This is a genomic window from Syntrophobacterales bacterium, assembly GCA_031274925.1.
GTDB lineage: Bacteria > Desulfobacterota > Syntrophorhabdia > Syntrophorhabdales > Syntrophorhabdaceae > PNOM01.
The window spans coordinates 1-13012 of record JAISPL010000056.1 but is presented as its reverse complement, the minus strand read 5'-3'; the positions used below and the strand labels follow the sequence as shown (position 1 = coordinate 13012).

The 13012-nt window shown below is 46.6% G+C and carries 14 protein-coding genes and 1 pseudogene; 14 read left to right on the top strand and 1 reads right to left on the bottom strand.

Annotated features, from left to right (window positions below; genetic code table 11):
- Positions 1 to 635 precede the first annotated feature (635 nt).
- Entirely contained in the window at positions 636 to 1241 is a 606-nt protein-coding gene (locus LBQ00_09240; GenBank protein ID MDR2019025.1) for a methylated-DNA--[protein]-cysteine S-methyltransferase, read from the top strand.
- A 17-nt stretch (positions 1242 to 1258) separates the two neighbouring features.
- Here the strand turns inward: LBQ00_09240 and LBQ00_09235 are convergent.
- Positions 1259 to 1971, bottom strand: a pseudogene (locus tag LBQ00_09235) (IS5 family transposase).
- Positions 1972 to 2254: 283 nt separating this feature from the next.
- Between LBQ00_09235 and LBQ00_09230 the strand changes: the two are divergent.
- The 13 genes from LBQ00_09230 to LBQ00_09170 all read left to right on the top strand — a co-directional run bounded on the left by LBQ00_09230 (position 2255) and on the right by LBQ00_09170 (position 12543).
- Positions 2255 to 2518 (top strand): hypothetical protein, encoded by a 264-nt coding sequence (locus LBQ00_09230; GenBank protein MDR2019024.1) that lies wholly within the window; start codon positions 2255 to 2257, stop codon positions 2516 to 2518.
- 245 nt (positions 2519 to 2763) lie between these two features.
- Positions 2764 to 3186 (top strand): transposase, encoded by a 423-nt coding sequence (locus tag LBQ00_09225; protein MDR2019023.1) that lies wholly within the window; start codon positions 2764 to 2766, stop codon positions 3184 to 3186.
- A gap of 538 nt (positions 3187 to 3724) precedes the next feature.
- On the top strand, positions 3725 to 4249 hold the full coding sequence (raiA, locus tag LBQ00_09220; protein MDR2019022.1) for a ribosome-associated translation inhibitor RaiA: 525 nt from the start codon (positions 3725 to 3727) through the stop codon (positions 4247 to 4249).
- Positions 4246 to 4728, top strand: a complete 483-nt coding sequence (locus LBQ00_09215; protein MDR2019021.1) for a PTS sugar transporter subunit IIA — start codon at positions 4246 to 4248, stop codon at positions 4726 to 4728. The genes raiA and LBQ00_09215 overlap by 4 nt, the downstream gene beginning before the upstream one ends.
- A 27-nt stretch (positions 4729 to 4755) precedes the next feature.
- Positions 4756 to 4992, top strand: coding sequence for a hypothetical protein (locus tag LBQ00_09210; GenBank protein MDR2019020.1), 237 nt, complete (start codon positions 4756 to 4758; stop codon positions 4990 to 4992).
- A gap of 458 nt (positions 4993 to 5450) precedes the next feature.
- A complete protein-coding gene (locus LBQ00_09205) occupies positions 5451 to 5618 on the top strand; it encodes a hypothetical protein (GenBank protein ID MDR2019019.1) in 168 nt (55 codons plus the stop codon).
- 68 nt (positions 5619 to 5686) lie between these two features.
- On the top strand, positions 5687 to 6532 hold the full coding sequence (gene rapZ, locus LBQ00_09200; GenBank protein MDR2019018.1) for an RNase adapter RapZ: 846 nt from the start codon (positions 5687 to 5689) through the stop codon (positions 6530 to 6532).
- 10 nt (positions 6533 to 6542) lie between these two features.
- Entirely contained in the window at positions 6543 to 6953 is a 411-nt protein-coding gene (locus LBQ00_09195) for a PTS sugar transporter subunit IIA (GenBank protein ID MDR2019017.1), read from the top strand.
- Between the two features lie 6 nt (positions 6954 to 6959).
- Complete coding sequence (locus LBQ00_09190; GenBank protein MDR2019016.1) at positions 6960 to 7226, top strand: HPr family phosphocarrier protein; 267 nt, start codon at positions 6960 to 6962, stop codon at positions 7224 to 7226.
- Positions 7223 to 9007 carry a phosphoenolpyruvate--protein phosphotransferase gene (ptsP, locus tag LBQ00_09185; GenBank protein ID MDR2019015.1) on the top strand — a complete coding sequence of 595 codons (1785 nt, stop codon included), beginning with the start codon at positions 7223 to 7225 and terminating at the stop codon, positions 9005 to 9007. The genes LBQ00_09190 and ptsP overlap by 4 nt, the downstream gene beginning before the upstream one ends.
- A gap of 100 nt (positions 9008 to 9107) precedes the next feature.
- A complete protein-coding gene (gene metK / locus LBQ00_09180) occupies positions 9108 to 10265 on the top strand; it encodes a methionine adenosyltransferase (GenBank protein MDR2019014.1) in 1158 nt (385 codons plus the stop codon).
- Positions 10266 to 10288: 23 nt separating this feature from the next.
- Positions 10289 to 11620, top strand: a complete 1332-nt coding sequence (ahcY, locus tag LBQ00_09175; GenBank protein MDR2019013.1) for an adenosylhomocysteinase — start codon at positions 10289 to 10291, stop codon at positions 11618 to 11620.
- Positions 11617 to 12543: a PfkB family carbohydrate kinase gene (locus tag LBQ00_09170; GenBank protein MDR2019012.1), complete on the top strand. Its 927-nt coding sequence runs from the start codon at positions 11617 to 11619 to the stop codon at positions 12541 to 12543. Before ahcY ends, LBQ00_09170 begins: the two co-directional genes overlap by 4 nt.
- Positions 12544 to 13012 lie beyond the last annotated feature (469 nt).

Genomic DNA, 13012 nt, shown 5'->3' with positions numbered 1-13012 from the left:
TTGGTTTGAGAAATACCAAGCAATGGCATTATCTATCTATAAATGAAAACTCTCGGAAATTGTATGACCTTGCTTTTCGGTGATAGGAACCAGCCTGCTTTTTCTATGAAATATCCATAACAATCGTAGTATTTAATGGAAGGGTAGGCAGTACTTCGATGTCCATTGCGCCGTCATAATGCAAAATGATTTCTCATGACAACTCCCGTACTTCTTACCGCTGATTTGGGCATATATACCAATTTACTTATGCATTAACATATTTATAGGGTGTGATATAATAATCTCACAAGGGAGATAAGTTATTTTGCAGCCAATTTCGAACGAAAAACATAATTGAGGCAAAGCAACGCAAAGAATCGGCAGCTGCTATCATTAAGTGGGTTAATGTCAGCGCAAGCTCTATCAGTCGAATATGGAACAAATACCTTCAAGCCGGCGATTATTTCGCAATCCCATATACGGGAAGAAAAGGATAATGAAATACGTGATTACATCACCTAGTCTAGACCCTAAAAGAATTAATGAACCTCCCCGCCGCAAGCGGCTGGGTATCCCGGGGTTTACGACTGACTATTAGACAAGCGCCCCAAGAGGCGAGGCTTAGACCTGTAGAGATTAACAATGGCGAAAGCGTGGCGACCGTGACGCAGTTACGCCACAATCAATCTTTGGAACACGTTACAATAAGGGGATTTAAAATGTATTACTCAACTACATATCAGTCGCTCATAGGCACATATACGCTTGCATGTGCCGGAAAAAATCTTGTTGGTTTATGGTTAGAGGGACAAAAATATTATGGGGCTACCATACCCGAAAAAATAGCAGAAAAAGACGATATACCGATTTTTATCGCCGTAAAAAATTGGCTGGACAGATATTTTGCGGGCGAAAAACCTGCCATTTCCGAATTGCCGTTAGCTCCCATTGGCGGTGAGTTTCGTCAAAGTGTATGGGGTATTTTATGTGAAATACCATACGGTGAGGTTGTCACCTATGGCGAAATAGCAAAGAAGATGGCAGCGAAAATGAACAAGGTGAATATGTCAAGTCAAGCAATCGGAGGGGCTGTCGGGCATAATCCTATATCCATCATCATTCCCTGTCACCGAGTTGTGGGGACAAATGGCAGCTTGACCGGTTATGCCGGGGGTGTCAGAAAAAAGGTCAAACTGCTTGAATTGGAGGGCGTTGATATGTCACGGCTGTTTATTCCTGCAAAAGGGACGGCTCTTTAGACAGCGTCTACATAAGATCAAGCCAAAACATTGAGCCATAAGGCAATGCAACGAATTTGGACGGCGGCAGCAAAGAAGGAAGATGAGTTTTTGGCGTATCTCGTGGCTATCCCTCTCCAACGTTTAAGGTGTAGAAAGGCATTTTCGACCAAATGGCGCAATCGGTAGAGGTATTTGTCGTAATCTCGTTGGGTTTGGCGGTCCTTCTTGGGCGGAATCACAATGTTCATATTTTGTGAAACAGCTTTTTCAATGATTTCGTTGCTGTCATACCCTTTATCGGCAAGCAGCCATTCTGCAGTAAAACCGTCTATCAAGGCGCAAGCTTGCTTACAATCATGAACGGTACCCGATATCGGCATACCATGCGCATCCACGGCCAGATCCCCCTTTTGTCTTGGCTACCGCCACAGCACCTGTGCCGTAGGATGAACTTTGATATAGCTTGCATCAATCATCAGCCATTCATCCGCAAGGATCTCAAGTATCTTCTCCCACAACCTATATTCAACCCATCGCCTGAACCGTTTCGCTACGCTGTTCCAATTACCGTATTTGATTGGTAAGTCGCGCCATGGTGCGCCTGTACGTGGTTATCCAGAAAACCTCATTGATGAATCGCCGGTTATCTTCCGCTATACCACCCCACTGACCTTTTTGTCCAAGCATATGTGGTTCCCAGAGCCTATGCTCCATCGGTTATGTCATGTCGATGTATTTCCGTTGACATGATAATATCTCCATTTTGCTTTGATGTCTCATCATATAATATCATTCATCTTATGTACACACTGCCTAGATGGAGGTGAAGAAAAATGAAAAAGCGATGTTATACTGACGAGCATAAAGATTTACTAAGATATAGAATGATTTACTATAATAGGGCTATCTCACTTAAGGAGGATATGGCTCTATGGACAGAAGAAATACCGCATTACAAGAAGATGCTATAAGACTCGCAGCTGATTTCACTCAAATCACAAAAACTATCATCCAATTCTTGCAAATATTTTTTGACTGAAACGCTTGCCAAAAGAATTGTGAGCATGATACTCGTCGCCATTGAAATCAAGGATGATCTGGCTGCTGCGGCAGTCGGATTGAGTGAACGCAGCGTTTGGTCGCTGATGAAAGCCATGGTGGGTGGCAATATCAACGGTCTTCTCAAGGTAAGGGGCGGGAGTGGCAGACCAAGAAAGGCAAAGGACTTCAAGGGCGCCATAATCGAAGAGGTGGAGAAAAACAATACTATACCCGCCAGCAGATCGCCGATATGATACTTGAAAAGTTCGGTGTCCTGCAGTGGGAAGGCTTCTAAAAAAACGATATCAGGAGACTGAAAAGCGGTTCAATACCCGCAAAGGCGAACGCCGAATTGCAGCGGAACTTTTATGAAACCATCTTGTTGACGCTGATACTGGTATTGCTATCCCACTTCGTTATGGGAGCGATTTTCTTGGGTACATATACAGGTACAATGTTCTGGGTACAATCAACTTCGTGGCGAAGAAAGTCACAACCATTGCCAACGACATATACATCACGGCAACAGAGGTCTGCGAGATGCTACGGAAGATCGCTACGGAGTACAAGGGTAAGGTGGTACGACAATGCGCGATATCAGAAATGCGAGATCGCCACAGAACTGTCCGAAAAACTAAACATTACTCTTCATTTCATGCCGCCGTACAGCCCGAACCTCAACCTGATGGGGCACACTTGGGAGCATTTAAAAAGTAGGGTGCGTTCCAAATACTATAATCAGTTCGATGTCTTCAAAAAATTGATTGACTCAATCATTGACGATGCTGATAAAAGTAGCAAAGCGCTCGTTAATAGGTTCATCGGTGAGTCAGTCCAGATATTCGATTCACTCGTCTCCGTCAACGATAACTCATTTGTCGTCAGCAATGCTTCCGGAGAAGAGACTGATCTCGCGGCGTAGCGTTGCAAATCTTTTGCTTGTTGGGACGGTTAACTTTGTTTTAGCAAAGCCCCAAAATCTTCCAATACCGTTAATATGAGGGTTGCCGCAAGCATATTCGCTCATCGACAAGGCCGTCACAGCCATGGTATTACGGTAAGAAAGAGCCGCATTCCCGGTCTTCGTCATCAGGTGCTGCGACGCCCACCGCGATAACGAAGCGTACAGACGAAATGACAAGGCTGCCGAAGAAAGCTACTCTATTTTTCCAGCCATAATGTGCCACACCAAAACCACCGTTTGAAAAAACGTGGATGATACCATGAGCAAGCATTGTAAATCCAGTGACTCATCGAGCTCCGGAGTTCGCCGACCGGTCTGTTTCGGTTATTCTCTTGAGGGTAATTTTCATAAGACAAAATCGTTGATGGATGCGTCCGACAGTTGACACCTGACAACTTAATACTTACAACGAATTTGGATTGACATGGTGTAGTTTATCTGTTACCTTCGTATCAGGGTTGGAATGTGCAGACCTTATCTTATCTGTGGAGGGATTATGGATATTACAATAAGCTTCCGACACATCAGTCCCGAAGACGAGATTAAGAAGTACGTAAAAGAAAAGATCGCGAAACTTCAGAAGTATGTTGAGATGCCTCTTGACGTTCACGCAGTTCTCTCACTTGAGAGAAAATACAGACATAGAATTGATGTGATGTTCATCATCAACGGGGTGGTTATCAACGCCCATGAAGTAACGGACGACATGCACGCTGCAGTTGACAATATCGTGGACAAGCTCGAAAGGAGACTAACACGATTCAGGGACAAACTAAAGAAGTATCGGGAATTGAGACCAAAGAGCGGCGCTTCGACGCAGACGGAAGCGGTATCTAAGATCATTGCCGCAAAGACGGTAGATGCAAAACCCATGGACCCTGAGGAAGCGACGATGCAACTTGAAGCTTCAGGGGACAGTTTTATGATATTCAGCGACCGGGAACGCGGGAATATTTGCGTCATCTATAAAAGAAAGGACGGGAATTTCAGCCTCATTGAAACTCAGGGGAAGATCCTATGACCATAGAAGATGTTTTGCTGCAACAATGCGTGTTGAGTGACCTGAAGGGCACCACAAGAAAAGAAGTTATCTTCGAGCTGGTCAACACCTTGAAGGAAGCGAATCTGGTCCAAGATGCGGAGAAGACCGTAAGCGTGGTTCTGGAACGGGAAAAACTCGGAAGCACAGGGATTGGCGACGGAGTAGCCATACCGCATGGTAAACTCAAAGGTATAAAGAATATTTTATGCGCTTTTGGAAGATCGAAAGGAGGCGTCGACTTTGATGCGATAGACCACAATCCGGTCCATATAATTTTTTTGCTTATTGCTCCAGAGGACTCAGCGAGCCTGCATCTCCAGATGTTGTCCCGTATTTCCAAGGTTCTCCGGGATCCGTCTTTAAGAAAGAGTCTCGTTGAAGCAGACAAAGGAGGTAACCTGTACAAAAAGGTGGTTAAAGGAGTAGAAAACATCCATAGAAGAAGTGCTACAGCATAACGTAGGCGAAAAGACATTTGCTGCCGGATGACGGGGATAACAGCGCAAAATCTTAAAGACGACAAAATATATGGCTTGGAATTGGAAGCCATATCGGGACTGCCTGGGTTCTCAAGAAGAATTTTCAACCAGAGGATACAGAAACTCGGACTCGTTGTCACGGACCGGATGATCTATCTCCATCCTCACAGGGCACAGATACCCGGGAATGCCGGGATGTGTCTTATCTTAACTCCCTTCCCGAATGGAAAAGCAAGGGGATAGTAAAAGAACTTTTGCAAAAATGATGTCGTCTGTTTTATAATAATGCGCAACCTGACGGTACCAGAGTGTTTTTTGCGTGAAACGGAGCGGAAGGGGATTATGTTTCCACAAACTCCCCCTTGTTATTTCTGTCTTTATCAAAAAGATAACAAGGTTCCTTCAAGAAAAGCTGGCACCCAACACAACGGTCCACAGAGTCCTCATGGATGTTTTGGGAATGGGCGTAAATCATCAGCAGGTCCTGGAGTCAAAGCAACCTTGATCTTGTTATGCGAGGTTACAGGCTCATTGTTTGATGATGTGGCAAATAAAGAAGATGAGAGTGATTGAGTTTTACGGGGAAACGCTGGAGATGATCAAGAACCTTTTTGAGATAGGGGGTGTCGGTATTGTCGATATAAGGTCGGAGTCTCTTTGATAAAAGACAGAAAGAAGATTGACTTAGTGGGTGGGATTTTTTGGCTGGGGTAGATAATAGTGTGGACTACGAGGGAGTGGGTTTCAGAGAAGAGAAGTGCGAGATCTTTGGTCTTGATCTTTCTCTCGTCAGGATTCCGGTAAGCTCCGTAGGAAATGTATCAGCCATAATAAAACTGGCTCGTCACAAGCAATTCCTAAAGACTTAAGAATGTAAACGCGGCCATTGATCTATAGGAGAAAATTCTGAGGTCCATAAAGAAGGAGTAGCAAATCGGTGAAAATAGTAATACTTAGCGGTATTTCAGGTTCGGGAAAGACCACATTTCTGAGAGCTCTCGAAGATATCGGGTATTTCTGTGTGGATCACTTTCCTTCGATTCTCCTCACGGAGTTTTTGACTCTGGCGGAAAAAGCCGGCAACAAGATCGAGAAATGTGCCCTCGTAGTCGATATCAGAGAAAAAGAGTTTTTTGAAGAGGGAAAAGAGATCCTTAAGCAGGTCAAGACAAAATGGAGCGCTGAGGTGGTCTTTCTCGACAGTTCCAATGATGCAATTATAAATCGTTTCAAAGTGACGAGAAGATCTCACCCTCTTTACCAGACACCGAGTATCAAGGATGCGGTGAATGAGGAAAGGAAGCTCGTGGGTTGGATAAAGGACAGCGCGGACCGCATAATCGATACATCCTATATGACGCCGCACGAATTGAGGCGTCTTGCCATCGACACCTATAGGCAGAATTACCAGGGGATGATGATTAATCTTTTATCCTTCGGTTATGCCCAGGGCGTACCCCTTGAGGCAGACATGGTCTTCGATGTACGATTCTTGCCTAATCCTTATTTTGTAAACGAGCTGAGAGAAAAGACCGGACTTTCGGAAGATGTGGCCGAATTTATACGTTCTACCAGTCTGTACGAAGAGTATTCACGCATGTTTTTTGGTTTTCTTTCCTATCTGATTCCGTTATTTGAGCGGGAAGGCAAGAGTTACCTGACCATTGGGCTGGGATGCACCGGCGGGAAACATAGGTCGGTATTTATCGTCAGGGACATGGCGAAGCAGTTTTCCGCTTCAGGATATACAGTCTCTGCGACACACAGAGATATCGACAGGTGAGGAGGAATAGATGATAGGACTGATTGTAGTTGCCCATTTCAATCTCGCGCACGAGATGGTTGCAGCCACGGAATTAATAGTAGGAGAACAGAAACAGTTCGGGTTTGTCGATATATTACCCAATGACGATGTGGACAAGTTGAAAGATAAGGTTGCGCAGGCTTTGAAGAAGGCAGATTCAGGAGAGGGAATCATTATCCTTACGGATATGTTCGGAGGCACACCGTCGAACATCAGCCTTTCCTTTCTTGAGGATGGTAAAGTGGAGGTAGTAACTGGGGTCAATCTGCCCATGCTCATAAAACTGGTTTCCTACCGCGAACGCAAATCACTCAACGAGCTTGCCCAATTCATCGCCCATTACGGACGAAAAAACATATATCTTGCAACGGATGTGCTAAAGGCGAACAAAAAGGCTTAGGAAGCTATGCGGGAAGGAACGTTTTCCATAAAAAACAGACTGGGTCTTCATGCGAGAGCCTCAGCTATCTTCGTGAAAAAAGCGACCGAGTTCACCTCCGATGTTTGGATGGAAAAGGACGGGAAAAAAGTGAACGGCAAGAGTATGATGGATCTCCTCATGCTCGCATGTCCACTCGGGAGCACAATTAGGCTGAGTACGGACGGGTCCGACGAAGATGATGCGTTCCGGGAACTCGGCGTCCTCATTAATGAAGGATTTTACGAGGAATGAGCAGAGAAGTGTTTATAAGCAAGACGCTTAAAGGGGTTGGGGCATCGTCTGGCATTACCATAGGCCCCGTATACGTCGTTGAACATGGCATAATATCCGTGCACAAGCGTTCCGTGAGAGACGACCATGTGGATCGGGAGATTCAAAAGTTCTGCAACGCCATAAAGGTGGCCACAGAGGAACTTGACAATATCAAGAAAGCCATATCCGACGATGAAATGAGAAAGCACGCGTTCATTATCGATGCCTACATGCTTATTCTTCAGGATAATTCCTTTGTAAACGATGTAACAGGGACTATCAGGGATAAGAAGGTCAATGCCGAATGGGCCCTTGATATGGTGGTGTCCAAGTATCTCGCCAGTTTCGAAAAAATAGAGGACCCGTACCTAAGGGAGCGAGGCCAAGACATCAAGCATATTTACGACAGGCTTGTGAGGATCCTGGTAAAGAGGAAAAAGTCGGGCCTGTACCATAAAAGTTTTAAAGGACGGGCCCTCATCGTTGCCCATGATCTCTCCCCTGCAGATACGATACAATTCAACCTCAACCGGATAGCTGGGTTTGCTACCGATGTGGGCGGTCGTACATCGCATACTTCAATCGTCGCAAGGGCACTTGAGATACCGGCAGTGGTCGGTTTGGGTGATATAATGAGTTTGGTGAAAAACAATGATACGGTCATTATAGACGGCGACGCCGGCGTAGTGATAATCAACCCCAGCAAAGAGGTCCAGAAAGAGTATATTGCCAGACAGGCTCATCTCAAGCTACAGCGTCGCGATTTTTTGCGATTCGCAAAGCTCAAGTCGGAAACGTACGACGGATTCAAGGTCAAAATAGGGGCAAATATAGAGCTCTTAGCCGAGATGGATATTGTGGAACGGTACGGGGCCACCGGCATAGGGCTTTACAGGACTGAGTACATATACCTGTCGAGAAAGACTCTCCCTTCGGAAATAGACCATTACCATATTTACCGAAAACTTGCCGAAAATAAAGTATTGAAATATATCACCATCAGGACGCTGGACATAGGAGGTGACAAGTTCGCTTCATCCATCGAAGTCCCCAAGGAAATAAACCCCGCCATGGGACTTCGTGCGATTCGCCTCTGTATCAAAGAGATGTCGCTCTTCAAGTCTCAGCTTTTGGGCATTCTCATGGCAAGCGCTTATGGACCGCTTAGAATACTGATCCCCATGGTCTCTGGCGTAGAAGAAGTGAAGATGGCGAAAGCGGTCATCCATGAATGCATGGATGAGTTGAAACGGAAAAGAGTCCATTTTAATGCGGACATAAAGATCGGTATTATGATTGAAGTGCCGTCCACATGTATGATAGCTGATGTTCTTGCCAAAGAGGTCGATTTTTTCAGCATCGGAACAAACGATCTGATACAATATACCTTGGCCATAGACAGGATAAACGAGTACGTATCCTATTTGTATGAACCCTTGCACCCTGCCGTCCTCAGGATGATAAAGAGGACTGTGGATGTAGCCCATGCCAATGAAATTGAAGTGGCACTGTGCGGGGAGATGGCGGGAGAGCCTCTCTACGTTCCTATACTTTTGGGCCTTGGACTCGATGAGATGAGCATGAACCCTTATTCGATTCCCAGGGCCAAGAAGGTGGTTCGAGGGCTTAATCACGACTTTTGCAAGGAGTTGCTGGAGAAAGTCCTGGCAGGAGAATCAGCAAAAGAAGGGGAGATATTGCTCCGTAGGGAAATGAGCAGGCTCTTCCCCGAGGACTTCGCAAGATACGATCTGAACTAAAATTAGCGTCCGGTTTCCGGAAGCCTCGTCTTTTGTGTTTGAGGTCAAAGACCTCCCGGACATGCGAGATAATACTAAACTGAGGAGGTTAGTTATGGGAATGAGCAGGTTTCTTTTTTCATCTGAATCTGTTGCAGAAGGGCATCCGGATAAAGTTTCGGACCAGATTTCCGATGCAATTCTCGATTCAATAATCAGCAAGGACAAGAAAGCCAGGGTGGCCTGTGAGACGCTTGTAACGACGGGACTCGTCCTCGTGGGGGGCGAGATCACAACCGACTGTTATGTCCACGTCTCTGATGTGGCACGCGAAACTATCAAGGATATCGGGTACAACAATTCAGCCATGGGGTTTGATTGGGAAACCTGTGCAGTCATTACTTCCATAGACGAGCAGTCCCCTGATATCGCTATGGGAGTTGATGAGACGAATGACCACGAGCAGGGAGCAGGCGACCAGGGAATCATGTTCGGTTACGCATGCAATGAAACAGCCGAGTTCATGCCTATGACCATCTCGTATGCCCATAAGCTGGTCCATAGACTCGCCGAAGTAAGGCATAACAATACTCTCAATTTTCTGAGGCCTGACGGGAAGAGTCAGGTTACCATCGAGTATATCGACAAAAAACCGGTAAGAGTCGACGCGGTCGTCATCGCCGCCCAGCATAACCCCGACGTTACCACAGCCACCATAAGGGAAGGGATCATAACTGAAGTAATCAAGAAGATCATCCCCGAAGAGATGATGGACGACAAGACAAAGATTTATGTCAATTCTACCGGCAGATTCGTGGTAGGCGGACCCAAGGGCGACTGCGGAATGACGGGCCGAAAGATTATCGTCGATACCTATGGCGGCGTGGGAAGCCACGGAGGCGGTGCGTTTTCCGGAAAAGACCCTTCCAAGGTAGATAGAAGCGCTTCCTATATGGCACGTTATATCGCAAAAAATTGCGTTGCCGCCGGGCTTGCCGACAGACTCGAATTGCAGCTCGCCTACACCATAGGCGTGGCGCAGCCTGTTTCAGTCATGGTCGATACACAGGGTACCGCGAAAATCAACCCTGACAGGATAGCGCAGATCATCAACGAACTGTTCGATATGAGGCCGAGGAAAATTATAGAAAAACTTGACCTTCTGAGGCCCATATACAGGAAGACGGCATGTTGCGGCCACTTCGGTCGGAACGATGAGGATTTTACCTGGGAAAAGCTTGACATGGTTGAAGAGATAAGAAAAAAGGCAGGCATCTGAGATTCTTGAGACAGGAGGAAATAATGAAAGTCGATCATGATATAAAGGATATTAGTCTGGCAGATCGAGGACTCGATAAGATAGAGTGGGCGGAGACAAGAATGCCCGTGCTGAGAAAGATCAGGGAGAGGTTTGCAAAAGAGAAACCACTTCAAGGAGTCCGAATCTCCTGTTGCCTCCACGTGACCACCGAGACGGCAAATCTTGCGCGGACGCTCAAGGAAGGCGGGGCGGAGATAGCAGTCTGCGCATCTAACCCTCTGAGTACGCAGGACGACACTGCTGCAGCTATAGTAAAACATTTCGGTATCCCCACCTTTGCGATAAAAGGTGAGAATGAGGTCCAGTATTACGCTCACATCATGAAAGCGCTGGCTTTCGAGCCAAACATTACCATGGACGATGGGGCGGACCTTGTGGGAGCCCTACATATGATTGCCCTGAAGCGCTATGATGCACTTCACCCTGCAGTACAAAAATGGGTCAAGACTCTCTCCGAAAAAAAGAGGAAAGAGTTTATAGACAAAGTGGTGGGCGGCACAGAAGAGACAACTACCGGGGTAATACGCCTTAAGAGCATGGAGAAAGAGGACATCCTCTGCTTTCCCATCATGGCTGTCAATGATGCAAACACCAAGCATATGTTCGACAATAGGTACGGTACCGGCCAAAGCACCGTAGACGGCATCATTCGGGCAACCAACATCCTCTTTGCCGGGGCCAATATTGTCGTAGCCGGATACGGTTGGTGCGGCAAGGGGATCGCCATGCGAGCACGAGGTCTGAGCGGCCACGTGATCGTGACTGAAATCGACCCCTTAAGGGCACTGGAAGCCCGCATGGACGGTTTTGCAGTCATGGATATGAAGAGCGCCGCAAAGATAGGCGACATCTTTGTAACGGCCACAGGAGACATCCACGTGATACGGGAAGAGCATTTCAAGCTAATGAAAGACGGGGCCATCATATGCAATTCAGGTCACTTTAACGTTGAGATTGATATCGAGTCCCTGGAGGTTGCAAAAACGGGAAAAAGAAGAATCAGAGAGCATATGGACGAATACACCATGGCTGACAGCAGAAAGATATATCTCCTTGGAGAAGGCAGGCTCGTAAACCTGGCTGCAGCGGAAGGCCATCCTTCTGAAGTTATGGATATGAGCTTCGCAAATCAGGCCCTTTGTTCGGAGTTCATGTGGAAGACAGGAAAGAAAATGAAGAAGATCGTTCACAGCGTACCTGATGAGATCGACAAAAGTGTGGCCCGGTTGAAACTTCAGTGCCTGAACATCAAAATCGACAATCTCACCGCAAAGCAGGAGAAATACCTAGCGTCATGGGAGATGGGCACATGAGCAAACTCCTCGTTGTAGGGACCGTTGCATATGATTCTATAGAGACTCCGTTCGGAAAAGTCGACAATGTGTTAGGGGGTTCGGCGCTCCATTTCACGTCTGCGGCGAGCTTCTTTACAGATGTGGGAATCGTAGCATCGGTGGGCCAGGATTTTGTGTTGAGTGATATCGAATACCTGAAAGAAAGAAACGTGGATATGAGCGGCATCAGGGTTGATGACGGGAAGACGTTCAGGTGGGAAGGGCGCTACGGGTACGACCTTAACCAGGCGATCACACTGAAAACCGAATTGAATGTGATTGAACATTTCAGACCCAGCATCCCTGAAGGGTTTGAGGATGCAGACTTTGTCTTTCTCGCGAACATAGACCCGGAGCTTCAGATCCATGTGATTGCCCAGGTGAAGAGACCGTGCACGGTGGTCCTTGATACGATGAATTTCTGGATAGAAAATAAATTCGATGCGCTCATGGAGGCTATCGGCAAGGTCGATATGCTCGTCATCAACGAGGCTGAATTGAGGGAAATCTCGAAAGAGTACAACCTCGTAAAAGGCGCGAGGAAGATCATGGAAAAAGGCCCTAGGTGCATAGTAACCAAGCGCGGGGAATATGGGGTACTTATGGTGAGCAGGGACGAGATATTCCTGTGCCCTGCTTATCCCCTAGAAGACGTGTTTGATCCCACGGGCGCGGGCGATACCTTTGCCGGCGGATTCATGGGTTATCTCTCAAATGTGGGAGAAACGACAGAGAACACCATAAAGCAGGCGATCATCATGGGATCTCTCATGGCCTCATTCAACGTGGAGGACTTCAGTGTCAACAGACTCAAAGCCTTAGGATACGGCGAGATCAGAGAGAGATACCATTCATTCAAGAAATGTATAGAGTTCGGAGAAATCGCATTCAAGCAACGGTAGGTCAACCGATTCAGTTAGACAAGAACAAGACTGTTGCGGCGACCGAAACCGACCACGAAAGCCGGAACATCAGGGGAGGAGGCGGGTATTTGGCTCGTCCTCTCCCATATCAAACCAGACCCTTAAACCCTGACTTCTTCGCACAGTTGTTTGGTTTGGCCATTGAACTGAATTTAATCAGTCTCCACAAAACCTGCACCCATACGTCCATGTCGCGCATCTTGCCGCCCTTTCGCAAGATCTCCAGGATCCTCCTTTCCTGCGTATGAAAGCAACAAACTGGATGTTTTGTCCATCCATGACGCGCAATACATCGCCCACGGTGATTTCCCCCGGTGCACATCAGCTACTCTTGTAAAGTAAAAGAATGGGATATGATATAAAATATAGAAAGAGAGTAGTAGAATATCGGAAGGAAGGACATACATATAGAAGAGGCTGCAAAGACATTCAAAATAGGCGCAACAAC